The 18,214-nt window shown below is 31.1% G+C and carries 15 protein-coding genes; 12 read left to right on the top strand and 3 right to left on the bottom strand.

Annotated elements, in window-relative coordinates; genetic code table 11:
- Positions 1-301: 301 nt before the first annotated feature.
- The 12 genes from GFJ99_RS10730 (at position 302) to GFJ99_RS10785 (ending at position 16,246) form a co-directional block, all read left to right on the top strand.
- Positions 302-1,093, top strand: a complete 792-nt coding sequence (locus GFJ99_RS10730; protein ID WP_153208704.1) for an RNA methyltransferase — start codon at positions 302-304, stop codon at positions 1,091-1,093.
- A 127-nt stretch (positions 1,094-1,220) separates the two neighbouring features.
- On the top strand, positions 1,221-3,440 hold the full coding sequence (locus GFJ99_RS10735) for a bifunctional (p)ppGpp synthetase/guanosine-3',5'-bis(diphosphate) 3'-pyrophosphohydrolase (RefSeq protein WP_153208705.1): 2,220 nt from the start codon (positions 1,221-1,223) through the stop codon (positions 3,438-3,440).
- 95 nt (positions 3,441-3,535) lie between these two features.
- The gene (locus GFJ99_RS10740; protein ID WP_153208706.1) at positions 3,536-3,973 is read left to right on the top strand and encodes a Fur family transcriptional regulator; all 438 of its coding nucleotides are present in this window, start codon (positions 3,536-3,538) and stop codon (positions 3,971-3,973) included.
- A 66-nt stretch (positions 3,974-4,039) separates the two neighbouring features.
- Complete coding sequence (locus GFJ99_RS10745) at positions 4,040-5,311, top strand: adenylosuccinate synthase (protein ID WP_153208707.1); 1,272 nt, start codon at positions 4,040-4,042, stop codon at positions 5,309-5,311.
- Between the two features lie 168 nt (positions 5,312-5,479).
- Complete coding sequence (locus GFJ99_RS10750) at positions 5,480-7,183, top strand: OstA-like protein (protein WP_153208708.1); 1,704 nt, start codon at positions 5,480-5,482, stop codon at positions 7,181-7,183.
- A 55-nt stretch (positions 7,184-7,238) separates the two neighbouring features.
- Complete coding sequence (locus tag GFJ99_RS10755) at positions 7,239-8,429, top strand: aspartate aminotransferase family protein (RefSeq protein WP_153208709.1); 1,191 nt, start codon at positions 7,239-7,241, stop codon at positions 8,427-8,429.
- 167 nt (positions 8,430-8,596) lie between these two features.
- Positions 8,597-9,991 carry a lipopolysaccharide assembly protein LapB gene (locus GFJ99_RS10760; RefSeq protein ID WP_153208710.1) on the top strand — a complete coding sequence of 465 codons (1,395 nt, stop codon included), beginning with the start codon at positions 8,597-8,599 and terminating at the stop codon, positions 9,989-9,991.
- A gap of 169 nt (positions 9,992-10,160) precedes the next feature.
- On the top strand, positions 10,161-11,129 hold the full coding sequence (locus tag GFJ99_RS10765; protein WP_153208711.1) for a DUF368 domain-containing protein: 969 nt from the start codon (positions 10,161-10,163) through the stop codon (positions 11,127-11,129).
- Between the two features lie 145 nt (positions 11,130-11,274).
- The gene (locus GFJ99_RS10770; protein WP_153208712.1) at positions 11,275-12,171 is read left to right on the top strand and encodes a hypothetical protein; all 897 of its coding nucleotides are present in this window, start codon (positions 11,275-11,277) and stop codon (positions 12,169-12,171) included.
- Positions 12,172-12,302: 131 nt separating this feature from the next.
- Positions 12,303-13,058, top strand: a complete 756-nt coding sequence (locus GFJ99_RS10775; protein ID WP_153208713.1) for a shikimate dehydrogenase — start codon at positions 12,303-12,305, stop codon at positions 13,056-13,058.
- A gap of 574 nt (positions 13,059-13,632) precedes the next feature.
- On the top strand, positions 13,633-15,516 hold the full coding sequence (locus GFJ99_RS10780) for a DUF349 domain-containing protein (RefSeq protein ID WP_153208714.1): 1,884 nt from the start codon (positions 13,633-13,635) through the stop codon (positions 15,514-15,516).
- Between the two features lie 157 nt (positions 15,517-15,673).
- The gene (locus GFJ99_RS10785) at positions 15,674-16,246 is read left to right on the top strand and encodes a hypothetical protein (protein ID WP_153208715.1); all 573 of its coding nucleotides are present in this window, start codon (positions 15,674-15,676) and stop codon (positions 16,244-16,246) included.
- 158 nt (positions 16,247-16,404) lie between these two features.
- Here the strand turns inward: GFJ99_RS10785 and GFJ99_RS10790 are convergent, their stop codons facing one another.
- The 3 genes from GFJ99_RS10790 to GFJ99_RS10800 all read right to left on the bottom strand — a co-directional run bounded on the left by GFJ99_RS10790 (position 16,405) and on the right by GFJ99_RS10800 (position 18,214).
- On the bottom strand, positions 16,405-16,692 hold the full coding sequence (locus GFJ99_RS10790) for an antibiotic biosynthesis monooxygenase (protein ID WP_153208716.1): 288 nt from the start codon (positions 16,690-16,692) through the stop codon (positions 16,405-16,407).
- 134 nt (positions 16,693-16,826) lie between these two features.
- Positions 16,827-17,600: a nucleoside triphosphate pyrophosphohydrolase gene (mazG, locus tag GFJ99_RS10795; RefSeq protein WP_153208717.1), complete on the bottom strand. Its 774-nt coding sequence runs from the start codon at positions 17,598-17,600 to the stop codon at positions 16,827-16,829.
- A gap of 155 nt (positions 17,601-17,755) precedes the next feature.
- Complete coding sequence (locus GFJ99_RS10800) at positions 17,756-18,214, bottom strand: DUF5606 domain-containing protein (RefSeq protein WP_153208718.1); 459 nt, start codon at positions 18,212-18,214, stop codon at positions 17,756-17,758.

An 18,214-nucleotide genomic window follows, 5' to 3' on the forward strand; every position in this document is an offset into this window, starting at 1 on the left:
TTATTAGGATTCTTGGAGAAATTCCAATTTATTCGAGTGGAAACCCATGGGCATCTTTATTTTTTATTTTAATGTTGATTACATCTTTTATAACAATCATCTCAATTATTATTATTAAAAAAAATACAATTATCAACTTTCTTTCTAAAATAATATTCATTTTCGCTTTCTTTCTTATTATTTTAGTAACATATGTATTAGTTTTTTTATTTCCGTAAATTTTAATAACATATCTGATAATTCATAACTAAATAATAACTTTGCACCATAATGCCTTCGCGGCTAAACTTGTGCCTAAAATATGAAACAAATCACTTCAGTTCAAAATCCGTTTATTAAATCGTTAGTTCAATTACAAGAAAAAGCAAAAGTTCGTAAGCAAACGGGCACTTTTTTAATTGAAGGAAAACGCGAAATTGAATTGGCACTAAAAGGAGGTTATGAATTAGAAACCATTCTATTTTTATCTGAAATCATTTCAGAAAAACAATTAAACGATTTAACAAATAAACCGTTAAACATAATTGAAATATCTAAAGAAGTCTACCAAAAACTAGCCTATCGTGATACAACAGAAGGCATTTTAGCGATTGCCAAAACAAAATCGTTAGCATTATCCGATTTAAAACTTTCTAAAAATCCATTAATTTTAGTGGGAGAATCATTAGAAAAACCAGGGAATATTGGTGCCATTCTAAGAACAGCCGATGCTGCTAATATTGATGCCGTAATCATTGCCAATCCAAAAAGTGATTTATACAATCCTAATATCGTTCGCTCGAGCGTAGGTTGTTTATTTACTAGACAAATTGCTGTTGGAACTACAGAAGAAGTTATTGCTTATTTAAAAGCAAATAACATCAGTATTTATTCGGCAACTTTACAAGATTCAACCGAATATCATTCCCAAAACTACACCACTCCTACTGCTTTAGTTGTAGGAACAGAAGCCACTGGTTTATCTGAAAAATGGCGTACTGAGAGCACAAAAAACATCATTATTCCAATGCAAGGAGAAATCGATTCTATGAATGTTTCCGTTGCAGCTGCAATTTTACTATTTGAAGCTAAAAGACAAAGACAATTTCAATAGCAATCTCGAAGCTTCGGGACAATCTTAAGAATCAAATTTATAGTCTATTTTCTTTTCTCTTTTTTCTATTTTCTAAACTTGCACAATTAGAAAAATTACTATACTTTTAGTTGGTTAAAGAAAATGTATGACAGAGATAGAATTAGAAGCAGAAAACAAAGCCATTGCGCAAGAATATAAAGAACTACTTCGCATCAGTTATCAAACCCTTACAGATGAAGATAAAAAAATCATTCGTAAAGCATTTGACGTAGCTGTTGATGCACATAAAGACCAAAGAAGAAAGTCTGGAGAAGCCTACATTTTTCACCCTATTGCGGTAGCAAAAATTGTTGCTCGCGATATTGGACTTGGCGCTACCTCAATTGCTGCTGCATTAATGCATGATGTTGTAGAAGATACCGACATTACAGTTCAGGATATTGAAAAAATGTTCAATCCTAAAATTGCACAATTAGTTGAAGGTCTTACTAAAATTGCAAAAGTTAAAACTGATCAGGAAATCTCCGTACAAGCAGAAAATTTCAGAAAAATGCTTTTAACATTAAATGATGATGTTAGAGTAATTTTGATAAAAATTGCCGATAGATTGCATAATATGCAAACTATGGGAAGTATGGTGGATTACAAACAAGCCAAAATAGCTTCTGAAACCTTGTATATTTATGCACCGCTTGCGCATCGTTTAGGTTTATATAACATAAAAACACAATTAGAAGATTTAGGTTTAAAATATACCGAACCAGAAATTTACAATGACATTGTAAGTAAGATTAAAGAAACAAAAGAAGAACAAGATGAATATATCAAAAGTATTTCTGAAGTTTTAAGTACATCTATGGTAAACGAAGGAATTGAATTTACTATAAAAGGTCGTCCAAAATCAATTTATTCCATTCGTAGAAAAATGAAAGCGCAAAACGTAACTTTTGATGAAGTCTACGATAAATTTGCACTTCGAATAATATACAAATCCAATCCACATGATGAAAAATTCATTGCTTGGAAAATTTACTCCGTTGTTACAGATCACTATCGCCCTTCGCCAAGTAGATTACGCGATTGGATTTCATCTCCAAAATCTACAGGTTATGAAGCTTTACATATAACTGTTATGGGACCAAAAGGTCGCTGGGTAGAAATTCAAGTTCGAAGCGAAAGAATGGATGAAATTGCTGAAAAAGGTTATGCAGCCCATTACAAATACAAAAACGGAGCAACTGAAGAACACGGTTTGGAAATTTGGCTAAATCAATTAAAAGAAGCACTAGAAAATTCGGCAAGCAACGCAGTAGATTTTGTTGAAGATTTTAAACTGAATTTATATGCTAAAGAAATTTATGTTTTTACTCCTAAAGGCGAAATTAAATCATTACCAAAAGGAGCTACTTCACTAGATTTCGCTTTCAGTATTCACTCAGAAATTGGTGTAAAAACTAGAGGAACAAGAGTAAATGGCAAGTTAGTGCCTCTAAATCATGTTTTAAACAGCGGCGATCAAGTAGAAATTATTACATCGGTAAATCAAAAACCAACATCACAATGGTTAGATTATGTTACCACTTCTAGAGCAAAAAATAAAATTAAAAATGTTCTAAACGAAAATACCAAAAAAATTGCTGAAGACGGAAAAGAAATTCTTACCCGTAAATTGCGCCACTTAAAAATTACGCTTAACGAAACTACAACAAATGAATTAGTTAATTTCTTTAAATTACAAACTAGTCTAGATTTATATTATCGTGCAGGAATTGGTGCAATAGAAAATCAACAGCTAAAAGAATATGTAGCACAAAAAAGTAATACGTTAGTCAATTTCTTTAAGAAAACAATAAAACGATCTCCATCGAATCAAACTGAGCAAGTTCAAAAAAATGAAATAAGCAAAAAATTTGACATGTTGGTTTTTGGAACCGAGCAAGACAAATTAGACTATAAATTATCAAGCTGTTGCAATCCAATTCCAGGTGACGAAGTGTTTGGATTTGTTTCTATTAATGAAGGAATTAAAGTACATAGAAAAGATTGTCCAAATGCAATTAGCATGCAATCTAATTATGCTTATAGAATTATTCAAGCAAAATGGATAGATTCTTCTCAAGAAGAATTCAAAGCAATTTTAAAAATCAAAGGAATGGATATATTAGGTTTAACTAATAATTTAACAAAAGTTATTTCAAGCCAAATGAATGTAAACATTCAGAGCATTTCTTTAAATAGTGAAGCAGGAATTTTTAACGGACAAGTTACAGTTGTAGTTCAAAACAATACCATTTTGAAAAAACTAATCGATAATATCAAAAAAGTGGATGGTATTGATAAAGTAACTCGTGTTTATAATAATTAACAAAAGTTAATAACTAATACCCAAGCAATTAAATTTAGTATTTTACACAAAGCAAAAATAACACTATCTTTGCCAATATTTGATTAATAAAATCGATGGAAAACAAAAATCAGGAAATTGTAAAGAACGTTTTTACTAAATATTTAGAAGAAAAAACACATCGCAAAACACCGGAGCGATTTGCTATTCTTCAGGAAATTTACAATACTGCCGAACATTTTGATATTGAATCGTTGTACATCAAAATGAAAAATAAAAATTATAGAGTAAGTAGAGCAACCCTTTACAATACTATAGAACTTTTATTAGAATGTGGTCTTGTACGTCGCCATCAATTTGGACAAAATCAAGCACATTACGAAAAATCATATTTCGACAAACAACACGATCATATTATATTAACCGATACTGGTGAGGTTATAGAATTTTGTGATCCAAGAATTCAGCAAATTAAACAAACCATGGAAGAAATGTTTGGGATTGATATTTCAACCCACTCACTTTACTTTTATGGTACAAAAAAACAACAATAGAATATAAATTAATTAAGTACAGACGTTGCAATGCAATGTCTCAACAACAACAAACAACACAACACAATGACTGTAGATTTACTACTTGGATTACAATGGGGCGATGAAGGAAAAGGAAAAATCGTTGACGTTCTTACCTCAAAATATGATATTATTGCTCGTTTTCAAGGTGGACCAAATGCTGGACACACATTAGAATTTGATGGAATTAAACACGTATTAAGAACCATTCCTTCTGGAATTTTTCATAAAAATGCAATTAACATCATAGGAAACGGAGTTGTAATCGACCCTGTAGTTTTTCAAAAAGAAATTGAAGGTTTAGCAAAGTTCAACATGGACGTAGTTTCTAAATTATTTATTTCTAGAAAAGCCCATTTAATTTTACCAACACATCGCTTATTAGATGCGGCATCTGAAGCTTCAAAAGGAAAAGCAAAAATTGGCTCTACTCTTAAAGGAATTGGACCAACTTACATGGACAAAACAGGTAGAAATGGATTACGTGTTGGTGATTTAGAATTAGAAGATTTTGAGGCTCGTTACCGTTCTTTAGCAGACAAACATGAAGCAATGATAAAATTCTACGATGTAGAATTACAATACAATCTTAAAGAAATGGAAGATGAGTTTTTTGCAGCAGTAAAAGACTTAAAAAAATTAACTTTCATTGATAGCGAAGAATATTTAAACAAAGCCTTAAAAGAAGGAAAATCAATATTAGCAGAAGGAGCACAAGGTTCTTTATTAGATGTTGATTTTGGAACGTATCCTTTTGTAACTTCTTCAAATACAACAGCAGCTGGAGCTTGTACAGGTTTAGGAATTGCCCCTAACAAAGTAAAAGACGTTTTCGGAATTTTCAAAGCATACACCACTCGTGTGGGCAGCGGACCTTTCCCAACAGAAGATTTTGAGGAAGCAGGACAAACTATGGCTAAAGTAGGAAATGAATTTGGTTCAGTTACAGGTCGTGCACGTCGTTGTGGCTGGTTAGATTTAGTAGCTTTAAAATATGCCGTTCAAGTAAATGGCGTTACTCAATTATATATGATGAAAGGCGATGTTCTTTCTGGATTCGAAACTTTACAAGTGTGTACTGGCTACAACTACAAAGGACAAGAAATCAATCATTTACCTTACAATATCGAACCAGAAAACGTTACACCAATTTTAACCGAAATGAAAGGTTGGAAAGCTGATTTAACAGGTATGACAACATATGCTGAATTACCACAAGAGTTAAAAGAATACATTGAATTTATTGAAAAAGAAGTGGAAGTACCAATCAAAGTAATCTCGGTTGGACCAGACAGAAAACAAACAATAACAAAATAATTACTAAAAGCGCTTTCCTCTGAAAGCGCTTTTTTTATTTAAAAACTGATAAAAAAAAAAAGCGCTTTCCTCTGAAAGCGCTTTTTTTATTTAAAAACTGATAAAAAAAACTTAATTATCAATGGCTTTTCGAGTTTTTACTTAAATTTGACTCAAAATAAATCCGACTTGAAAAACACTTTTTTTTATATAGCCTTTTTACTACTTTCAGTTACCTTTTCGGTAGCTCAGGAAAAGAAAAAAATCATCATTGAAAACTCTGATTTTGTAGATATGAATCAGACCGAAATTCCAGGCGCTATTGTGTTTACTGGAAATGTTCGCATCATTCACAATGGAGTAAAAATGTTTTGTAATAAAGCGTATCATTTTAAAGATGAAAACTACATAAAAGCATTTGGAAACGTTCAAATGAATCAAGGCGACACCATTACCATGAACAGCCGTTATGCAGAATACAATGGCGATAAAGAATTAGCTTTTGCTACTGGAGATGTGGTTTTACGTTCGCCAGAATCAATACTTACAACAGATACCGTTTATTTTGATAAGAAAAATCAAGTAGCATCTTACAATACGTACGGAACCATTCGCAATAAAGAAAACACTTTAACAAGTAAATCGGGTCGCTATTATGTAGACCAAAAGAAATACAAGTTTACTACTGCTGTAACCGTTAAAAATCCGGAAAGTACCATCAAAACTAACAATTTAGATTATTACGAGAATTCGGGTCATGCTTATGTTTTTGGTCCTTCAACCATTACAAGTAAAGAAAATGTTATTTATACTGAAAACGGATTTTACGACACTACAAACGACATAGGAAAACTTTCCAAAAACTCCAAAATCACACTAGATAACAAAATTATTGAAGGTGATGATTTGTATTATGATAGAAAGAAGAATTTTTCAAGAGGAATTAATAATGTTAAAATCACAGACACTATAAATAACGTAATCGCTACAGGTCATTACGCAGAATTGTACAGAAATGCCGCTACCAAAAAAGACTCTATGATTTTAACTAAAAGAGCGTTGGTAAAAACTTTAGTTGAAAAAGACACTATGTATATGCATGGTAAAAAAATCATCGTTTCGGGTCCGCAAGACGATCGTGTTATTCGTGCATTTAATAATGTTCGTTTTTATAAAACCGATATGAGTGGAAAATGTGATTCGCTTCATTCCAATAATAAAACACAATTAACCAAATTAATTGGAAAACCAATTCTTTGGAACAACGAAAACCAAATGACTGGAGATGTTATGCATTTAATTGGCAATAACAAAACACAAAAATTAGATTCATTAAAAGTACTCAATAATGCTTTTATTATTCAAAAAGATAGTCTTAGTAAAAATGGTTACAACCAAATAAAAGGACAAAATTTGTACGGAAAATTTGTTGATAGTAAACTAAAAGAAGTTGATGTCGTAAAAAATGCCGAAGTTATTTATTACATGTACAACGATGCCAATGAATTCATCGGAATTAACAAAACATTATGTAGTAAAATCAATTTAGAATTAGAAGAAAACAAAATAAATTCGATTACTTTTTTTACCAAAACCGATAGTAATATATATCCTGAAAAAGAGTTTCCAGAAAATGCTCGAAAATTAAAAGGTTTTCTATGGCGAGGCGACGAAAGAATTTTAAGCAAAGACGATATTTTCCCAGCAGAAGAAATTGCTTTAGACGATAAAATTCAAATTGAAGCAAAAAAGAAAGCAATTGAAGCTGAAATGCCTATGAAAATTCTTCCTGAAACTTTAGATTTCGACGAAAACAAAAAAGAAGAAAAGAAATCGGATAAAAAAATAGAAGTAAAAAAACTAGAAGTAAAAAAAGTAAAAAGTACTAAATAGAAGTAGTTAGCCAAATCAACTAATCACTATTTACTTTTCACTAATGACTAAAAACATGATTGAAGATTTTTTTAAATATCAAGCACAAACTTCACCTTATCCTTTAGCCATGGAAATTTCTCATGCTAAAGGCTCTTATATTTATGATACTGAAGGCAATGCGTATTTAGATATGGTTGCTGGAGTTTCGGCTTGCACATTAGGACATCAACCGCAACGCGTAAATGATGCCATCAAAAAACAACTTGACACCTATTCTCACGTAATGGTATATGGCGAATATGCCCAACATCCAGCAACGGAATTGTGTAAATTATTAGCATCACACCTACCCTATCCACTTACAAAAACCTATTTGGTTAATTCTGGGACTGAAGCCATAGAAGGCGCTTTAAAATTAGCCCGAAGAGTTACTGGAAGAAGCCAATTAATTTCATGTCACAATGCCTATCATGGTAATACAATGGGAAGTTTGAGTGTGATGGGATTTGAAGAACGTAAACAAATTTTTCGCCCTTTAATTCCGGATGTAGATTTTATCACTTTCAATAATGAAGCTGATTTAGAAAAAATTACTACAAAAACAGCAGGTATTTTATTAGAAACGATTCAAGGTGGCGCCGGTTTTATTGAACCTCAAAATGATTTTTTAAAAAAAGTACGCCAACGTTGTGACGAAGTGGGTGCTATTATGATATTAGACGAAATTCAACCTGGATTTGGTCGCACAGGGAAATTATTTGGATTTCAAAACTACGATGTAGTTCCTGATGTAGTTGTCATGGGAAAAGGTATGGGCGGAGGAATGCCGGTTGGTGCTTTTACAGCCTCTGAGCAAATGATGGATTTATTAAGTCACAATCCTAAATTAGGTCATATTACTACTTTTGGCGGACATCCTGTCATTGCGGCAGCAAGTTTAGCTACTTTACAAGAAGTAACAGAAACCAACTTAATGAGTGAAACCTTAGAAAAAGAGCAATTGTTCCGAAGTCTTTTAGTGCATCCGTTAATTAAAGAAATTCGGGGTCGTGGCCTAATGATAGCTGCTATGACAGAAACTCCAGAAATAACAAATGAAGTTATTTTACGTTGTCATAAAAGAGGAGTTATTTTATTTTGGTTACTTTTCGAAGGCTGCGCTATCCGAATTACACCACCATTAACCATTAGTAACGAAGAAATTACAAAAGGTTGTGGCATTATTATTGAGGTGTTAAATGAGATAGAAAAAGAAATGAAGTAAATGATGGATGATTTTATCAGTTTAGGTTTAAGTTGTTATTGATTTTTGATATTGATTTTGCCCTTGTAAATTGTTAATTAAATTGTTTACAACAATTACATAACCAAACCATTCTTACATTATATTTCCTTAATTTTAAATAGGATAAAATCATAAAACTGAGCGCTATGAATTTGAGTCACGAAGAAGAAGAAAACAGCTTGTCCTTATCTAAATTTGAATCGATGCTAAAAACTAATAAAGTTTTTTTCTTTGATTCTGAGGAATTTGAAGATATTATTCTTCATTACATGGATACAGGTCGATTAAATTTGGCTAAAAAAGCGCTAAAATTAGGATTAGAACAACATCCAAAATCTACCGGATTAAAATTAGTCCACGTTGAAATGTTGGTTTACGAAGACAAACTTGATATTGCTGAAAAACTCCTAAACGAGTTATATGCAATTGAACCAACTAACGAAGAAATCTACATTCAAAAAGCCAACATACATTCAAAAAGAGACGAACACGAAAAAGCAATCTCTTTTTTACAAATTGCTTTAAAATATACAGAAGATTATGCCGATGTGTATTCGATGATTGGAATGGAGTATCTTTTTATGGATGATTTAGAATTAGCAAAAGAAAATTTTATCAAGTGTTTAGATGAAGATACTGAAGATTACTCAGCTCTTTATAACGTTGTATATTGCTTTGATTTTCTAGACCAAAATGAGCAAGCCATTGTTTATCTAAATAAATTCATAGATAAAAATCCATATAGCGAAGTAGCTTGGCATCAATTAGGCAGACAATATTATGCTTTAAAAAACTACGAAAAAGCAGTTTGGGCTTTCGAGTATGCTACTTTAATAGACGAAACCTTCTTAGGTGCGTACATGGAAAAAGCAAAATCGTATGAAAAACTAAAAAAATATCAAGATGCAATTGATTGCTACAACATTACATTAGAATTAGATGATCCTTCTTCTTTTGTATTGCTTCGTGTAGCAAAATGTTACGAACGTCTTGGAAATATTGAATTTGCATTAAATTATTATTTAAAAACAGTTCACGAAGATCCATTGTTAGACAAAGGTTGGATTGCTATTACCGATTTTTATATTCGTCAAAAAAACTTTGCAAAAGCATTGTATTACGTTAATAAAGCGATAGGAATTGACGGAGATAATTCGTTATACTGGAAACGTTTTGCTGCAGTAAATACGGCGCTACATTTATACGAAGAAGCCGAATATGGTTATCGTAAAGCATTTGAAAATGGCGATGTTAATTTAGACACGTTTACGTTATGGACAGATGTTTTACAATTTTTAGGTGAATTTAAAACTGCAATTGAAATTTTATTAGAAGCAAGTACTGTTATCCCAAATGAATATGAAATGGAATATCGCTTAGCGGGATTGTATTTCTTAACAGACAATATTAAAAAAGGTACTGTTCATCTAAATAACGCAATGAAATTGGAAAACAAACACTTAGATTTATTCAAAGAATTATTTCCGGTTGTTTGGGAAAGAAAAGAAGTTCAAAAAATAATAAAAAAATTCAACAATTAAATCTATTTGAAAACTATATTCAAAAACCAATTGTCAAGCTGAACTCGTTTCAGCTTCTTTTATGAAATAAATAAAGATTCTGAAATCGAAGATTCAACGAAGTTAAACAATCCCGAAACTTCTAGTCAGAATGACAACTGTAACTTTTGAAAATTTAATATTTAATATCATGAGAAAAATATTCCCCGATTATCTTATTATTATGCTTAAAGGATTAGCTATGGGAGCGGCAGATGTTGTTCCTGGTGTTTCTGGAGGAACAATAGCTTTTATATCTGGAATTTATCAAGAATTAATCGATAGTATTAATAATGTCAATCTTTCTGCAATTAAAACCTTAAAAAAAGAAGGAATAAAAGCAACTTGGAATCAAATAAACGGAAGTTTTTTATTAGCGTTATTAACAGGAATTGGAATAAGCGTTTTAACTTTTTCTAAAGTCATAACGCACTTACTGGAAACCCAACCTATTTTAATTTGGTCGTTTTTCTTTGGATTAATTATTGCCAGTATTACATTAATTTGGAAAGAAATTACAAAATGGAAATTAGTTGATATCTTATTTTTATTAATCGGAATTACGGTTTCGTATTACATTACTATTGCACGGCCAGTGAGTTCTCCTGACAGTTATTGGTATATTTTTCTGTCTGGATTTATTGCCATTATTGCTATGATTTTACCTGGAATATCTGGCGCTTTTATCTTGCTTTTAATGGGTTCTTATGAAACTGTAATTGGTACAATTAATCAATTTAGAGAAGGTTTAACGACAGCCAATTCTGAAATCTTAACACAAGCGTTATTAAAATTAGGCATTTTTGCAATTGGAGCAATCATTGGATTAAAATCCTTTTCTAAAATATTACATTGGATGTTTAGTCATCATAAAAACACAACACTTACTTTATTAATAGGTTTCATGGTAGGTTCATTAAACAAAGTTTGGCCTTGGAAACAAGTTCTAGAAACAAGAATCAACAGTCATGGAGAAGTCGTTCCTTTTTTAGAAAAAAGTATCTCTCCACAAAATTTTGATGGCCAACCACAATTTATGATGGCAATAGTTTTAGCCATTTTAGGATTTTTCGTGATTTTTGGAATGGAGAAAGTGGCTAGTAAATTGGGTGAGAACTAAAATTTATAAAACATAAAAAATTAATTTACAATATAGTAAGCATAACTAAGAAATGTCCAAATCTGTAAAAATAAAAACCAACATTAAACTAATTTTAGCCTCTAGTTTTTTTAGTGTATTTCTTTTTGGATTACTTTCATTTCATATGTTTAATAGATTTATGGAAGAATCAAGAACAAAATTTGATATTCCTACTTTCTTAGTTCTTTCTTTCTTTATTCTTCTTCTTGTTACAACTACTTTATTTGTAACCAATTTTTTTTCAAACATTGAAGTCAATGAAAAAGAAATAATCATAAAAAATGTTTTTTCCAAAAAAGTAATACGAATTGAAAACATAAAAAATATAATTCTTTCAGAAATTAATGATTCATATGAAATATTAGTAGATAGAACAAGAATACAATTAACAAACAACGAAATCATTAACCTGTATTCATTTAGATATCAAGATTTTTTTAAATTAAAAATCATATTAAGCTTCATTAATGAAACTATAAAAAGTGAGAATATAAAAATTGTAAAACTAAATTTAGACTTCATTTTACCTCAAAAAAAGACTTTCAAAATAAGTTCTTATGACAAAACTAAGACATTTAATTTTTCTCATGTTTTATCTCCAACAGGAATAATTTTTTATAGTTTTATTTTAATGATTCTATACTCTTTTTTTCCAATAGAATCCTTGAATATTTATACCACTTTACAAATACCAGTTTTAATCACTCTTTTAATTCTATTATTCTCAAACGACATGAACTATTTTATAATAACAGATAACTATCTAATTGTAAAAAACTCTATCCGTTTTTGGGAGAAAAAATATTTTGAATTAGATCAAGTTGAATCTATTAACATTCATCGTCATTTCAGACAATTTGGAAAATCAGTATTAATCAAAACAAAAAAGTTTGAAAATAGAACTTATTCATCTGATAATTTATTGAATAAAAATTGGAAAGAATTCAAATCTGAATTAAGAATTAGAAATATTGTAGTACTTGATGATAGTATTAAAACTACTAAAAAAATAATTTATTAAAACTGCTTTTCTGCTATTTGTTCATGTTAAGTTAATTTGATTTTTTTATTAAAATTCAAAGTGTATTTTGTAGATGCAATCTTTTATCATAAATTTACAGAATAACTGCATACTATTTTAAAACTTCAATAATGAAAAAGAAAACAAAAAAACAGTTGAAATTTGGCTTAATTGGCCGAAACATTAGCTATTCTTTTTCAAAAAAATATTTCAATGAGAAGTTTGAAATTGGTCATTTTGACAATTGCGAATACAAGAATTACGATATTGAAAGCATCAAAGAGTTTCCAAAAGTAATTACTGAAATTAAAGGTTTACGGGGTTTAAATGTTACCATTCCGTACAAAGAAGAGATTATTCCGTATTTGGATAAATTATCTAAAACAGCTAAGAAAATTGGTGCGGTAAATTGCGTTACGATTTCCAAAAAGAAAAACCTAAAAGGCTACAATACCGATTATCACGGATTCAAAAAATCGATAAAACCTTTATTGAAAGACCATCACAAAAAAGCTTTGATTTTAGGAACTGGTGGCGCTAGTAAAGCAATCGCTTATGCCTTACGAAACTTAAAAATCGAATATGATTTCGTTTCTAGAACAGCAGATGAATTTCAATTCAAATACGAAGAATTAGACGCTGCTATTTTTGAAGAATATACGATTATCATTAACACCACTCCTGTAGGAACACATCCTAATGTGGATGATTGCCTAAATTTAGATTACAGTTTGTTTACCAAAAAACATATTGCTTTTGACTTAATTTATAATCCAGAAGAAACCGCGTTTTTAAGAATGGCTAAAGCAAAAGGCGCCGTGACTAAAAACGGTTACGAAATGTTGGTTTTACAGGCGGAAAAGGCTTGGAAGATTTGGAATGAGTAAGATTTAACCACAAAGAACACAAGGAAGTCACAATGTACACTATTTTAAACACATGATTAATAGTTTTTACACAGAGCTTCACGGAGTTTTTTTGGAAGTGGATTGTATTGAAAGAGTTTCACAGAGACGTTACACATTGATAGTAAAGCTGAATAATCCAGATTTTACAGATAGTCGTAGATTTTTTTTAAAAACTGATTAATAGTAAAATATGTAGAAGGAATTGTCCCCTTGAGGGGACTTTAGGGGTGTTAAGGATTTTTTCTGTTCTTCGTAATTTTCACCAAGATGTCTGCCAAATAGCATTTTAAGTTAGTCTGATAAAAAAAATACAAAACTAAAATAGCTGCAAAAAAACCAATCCCAAGAAAGCCTTTTAACGGCTATCTAACCCCGATAGAAGCGACATCCCGTCTTGGCGGATATAGCGGATAGCGGGAAAATGGATGGCAAGAATGCCTAAAACATTCGTTTCAAAGAAAATAAAGGATAATTAGTCGTTTTTTTTTTGAATTTTCGCAGTGCTTTACTACCTTCACACCATATTATTTTAGTAACCTTAAGCATTTACAAAATGTCAGAAGCACAACATGATAACCTGCAAAACGCAGACGGACAAGAACAAATTGATCAAACAGAGAATGTTACTCTAATTAGTCAATCGGTATTAGATGAGATAGACAACTCTAATGCAGAAGAAAATGAAGACGATTCGATAAAAGAAAAACACGAAATTCCGGTATTGGATTATGATGTTTTATCTATGGAAGAGCTAACTGATGAACTTGAAAAATTAGTTGAAAACGAAAAAGTAATGGCCATTAAAGACCATGTAGAAGGCATAAGAAAAGCTTTTTCGGACAAATACCACCATTTCATAGAAGAGAAAAAAGAAGAATTTTCAGCTCAAAATAATGAAGAAGGATTGGATTCTGAATACCATTTTCCTTTAAAAAATAAATTTGACGGTATTTACAATTCTTACAAATCAAGTAAAGCCAAACATTTTAAACAATTACAAAATAATTTAGAACAAAATTTCGCGACTCGTGAAGGCTTAATCGAAGAGTTGAAAAACTTAATCGATTCTGGCGATTCTAGTATTGGCGATATGTTTAAAAAAGTAAACGATATTCGTGATCGTTGGAAAAATGCTGGTGCAATTCCAAGAGACAAATACAATATCTTGTGGAACAATTATCATTTTCATATTGAGCGTTTTTACGACATTATGCATTTAGATAAAGAAGCGCGTGATTTAGATTTGAAAAATAATTTAGAACAAAAGCAACATATCATTACTAAAGCTAAAGAATTATTAACTGAAGAAGATGTTTTAAAAGCTTTTAGAGAATTGCAACTATTACACCGCATTTGGAAAGAAGAAATTGGTCCAGTAGACAGAGAACATCGTGAAGTAATTTGGAATGAATTTAGCGAAATTACAAAACAAATGCACGATAAACGTGAAGGTTTGTATGCGATTGCCAGAGAAAAAGAAACAGAAACTTTAGCCATCAAAAATGAAATTATTCGTCAAATTGAGGCATTAGGTACTGAAAAAATTGATGCACATAGTGGATGGCAAACTCAAATTAAGAAGATGGAAGCCTTGCGTGAAGCCTTCTTTAAAGCGGGTAAAGTTCCTGCTGAAGTGACAGAGGAAACTTGGGCTAAATTTAAAAATGCGGTTAGAGCTTTTAATGCACACAAAAACGTTTTTTATAAAGATATTAAAAATGAGCAACACGAGAATTTAACTAAAAAATTAGAATTAGTTGAAAAAGCAAAATCGTTGAAAGAGAGTTCTGATTTTGCTGCTACTACTCCAATTATGAAGAAAATTCAGGACGATTGGAAAAAAATTGGACATGTACCTCGTAAATATTCAGATAGCATTTGGAAAGAATTTAAAGAAGCATGTAATGCTTATTTTGATAGAATGCATGAAGCTAAAAATGCCGAAACAGGCGAAGAAGTAGAAGCTTTTGAAAAGAAGAAAGCATTTTTAGAAGAGTTAAAAGATTTTACTTTAAGTGGCGAACACAAAACAGATTTAGAATCGATTAAATCCCATATTGCTACTTGGAAAACTTTTGGGAAAGTTCCTTTTAACAGAAGACACATTGAAGGAAAATTCAATAAAATTTTAGATGCCTTATTTGAAAAACTTAGTCTATCTAAAAAAGATACTGAAATGATGCGTTTTAATAATCGTTTAGAACAAATGAGCGATAACGATGACAAACGTGCTTTAGAACAAGAACAATACTTTATTAGAAAGAAAATTGACGAAGTACAAGGTGAAATTTTCCAACTAGAAAATAACATTCAGTTTATTAGTAGTAGTTCTAAAGGAGAAAATCCTTTTATTAAAGAAGTTCAAAAAAGTATTGAACGCCACAAAGACGACTTAAAATTGTGGAAAGAAAAGCTACAGCAAATTAAAAAGATGTAAGATAGAATCCTGAGTGAAAGCTCGGGATTTTTTTTTGCTTTTTTATAACTTTAACAGAAACTGCAGAAAAACTACAGCAAGCACTATAAGAAATTTGTTATTTTTGTATAATTACTTGATGTAATTTAATAGTTAGCAAACAGTTTAAAACCGAACTATGAAACAAATTCTATTTTTAATTTTCACGTTTTTAATCTTATCAAGTTGTGACAAAATAAAATCGGATATAATAAAATCCGAAAATGTTATAATTAAAAAAAATGAAGACGAAAAAGACGTAAAAAAACAAGATACAATCTTAAACTATTGGGAAATAATACTTGATACAATTACTGAACAAAAAGAATTTAAAAATATTGGTAATAGTAAATTGGAATTAAAAACTTTTAGCCTTAATGACAGCTTAATAGTTAGAAATTTAGGAAAAGTAGAAAATCAAATTTATATAGATTATTCACATACAATGGTTACTGATATTAAACTTTTTACAGATTCAAATTTTGATATTAAAAGAATTGACAAAACTAAATTCAAAAAAATTCTTGATTCCGAATTTTACGCTGACTGTAATCTTTTCTCGACCAAAATTGATAATATTGTTGGAAATGAAATATTCCTAACTTCTGACTTAAATATTCCTGACACAGATAATCAGTGGAGAGTTTGGTATTCTATAAAAATAAAAAACAATAAGTTTGAAAATATAGAAAAACTAAAACTGATTATGTAGGGATGTAAAAACCGTTTGCTAACAGCGGTTTGCATTAATGGCTGGGCTTGCGGAAAATACGCAATGGCACAGTTGTTTAATTTAAAGGTTTGTGTATATTTGTAATGGTTTGGTGCTTTGGCTCGCCATTAATTCAAGCCTCAGAACGTTAAAATTACTTAAAACTCATATTCCCTTTCCACTTTAGCAATTCTTACTTTGTAATTTTTGTACCAAGTAGTTCTGCCTTTTTCTTGCGCTTCTAAATGTTCCATATTAGCTTTCCAGTTTTTTATGGCTTCCAAGCTTTTCCAATAGGAAACGGTAATTCCAATTTCGCTTCGAGCGCTTTCCATATCTATAAATCCAGGTTGGGCTTTGGCTAGTTCCACCATTTTAATTGCCATTTCGGCATAACCTGCTTCCACTTCGGTTCTGGTAGATGTAAAAATTACTGCGTAGTACATGAAAATTACGAATTAAAAATTATGAATTACGAATAGTTCTCGATACGATTTCTACGAAATCACTCGAACTGACTACTGCGACTGAACACTGGGACTGACCACTGAAACTGAACACTGAGACTGACCACTGAATACTACAACTTCTTTGCTTCTTCCCAAAAAACATCCATTTCTGCCAAGGTCATATCCATTAAAGGTTTACCTAATTCGGTGGCTTTACTTTCTAAATATTGGAAACGTTTAATGAATTTTTTGTTCGTGCGTTCTAAAGCGTCTTCTGGGTTTACTTTTAAGAATCTTGCGTAATTTATCATCGAGAACAAAACATCGCCAAATTCGGCTTCTATTTTATCTTGATTTCCAGATTGTACCTCAACTTGGAGTTCGTTTAGTTCTTCTTGTACTTTATCCCAAACTTGATGTGGCTCTTCCCAATCAAATCCAACACCTTTTACCTTATCTTGAATGCGACTTGCTTTCACTAACGCAGGTAAACTTTTTGGTACACCTTCTAATACTGATTTCTTACCTTCTTTTAGTTTTAGTTTTTCCCAATTTCGTTTTACTTCTTCTTCGTCAGCCACCACCACATCGCCATAAATATGCGGATGACGATCGATTAATTTATCACAAATCGAATTACAAACATCAGCAATATCAAAAGCATTGGTTTCACTTCCAATTTTCGCATAAAATACAATGTGTAACAATACATCGCCCAACTCTTTCTTGATTTCCTGCAAATCGTTGTCTAAAATAGCGTCGCCTAATTCGTAGGTTTCTTCAATTGTCAAATGACGTAGACTTTCAAGTGTTTGCTTCTTATCCCACGGACATTTTTCGCGTAAATCGTCCATGATATCTAAAAGTCGATTGAAAGCTTGTAATTGTTGTTGGCGTGTGTTCATTTTGGAGTTGAATTGTTAAATTGTTGAATTGTTGAATTGAGATGCTGAAATCGAAGATTCAACGTAGTTAAACGAGTTCAGCATGACAAAGTAGTTGTAAAAATAAAAAATCCCACGTGGAAAACGCAGGATTTTAAAATATAGTTTTCCACTACTTATTCAGCAGCTGGAGTTTGCGTCGCCAATTCGCTATCGCTCGTGTCTTCTTCTTTTACTTCTTTAGATAACGCCTCTAATGAAACGAAACCTTTGGGTTGCAACAAATTATACCAGTTTAGTATTTTCTTGATGTCAGATGTATATACTCGGTCTTCGTCAAATTCTGGTAAAATTTCTCTAAAATAAGCTTTTAAAGTAGCATCATCTTCTTTATGAGAAATTGCAGGTCCGTCATTTTCTTTCGTAGCAATTGCTTTTAAAACTTCTGCTAAACGCACCTCTTCTGAATACGTATATACTGCAATTTCTGACAACAAACTTACGTTAGCTCTCATTCCTACAGTAATCTTTTTTCCGTCTAATAAAGACTCGGCAACAAAACCAGTACGTGTTTGAATTTTTAATTCATATAAACCTGGTTTCCCAGAAATAGCTAATATTTTTTGAATGCTCAT

Origin of the sequence: Flavobacterium sp. LMO6, assembly GCF_009495795.1 — a bacterium.
Lineage (GTDB): Bacteria > Bacteroidota > Bacteroidia > Flavobacteriales > Flavobacteriaceae > Flavobacterium.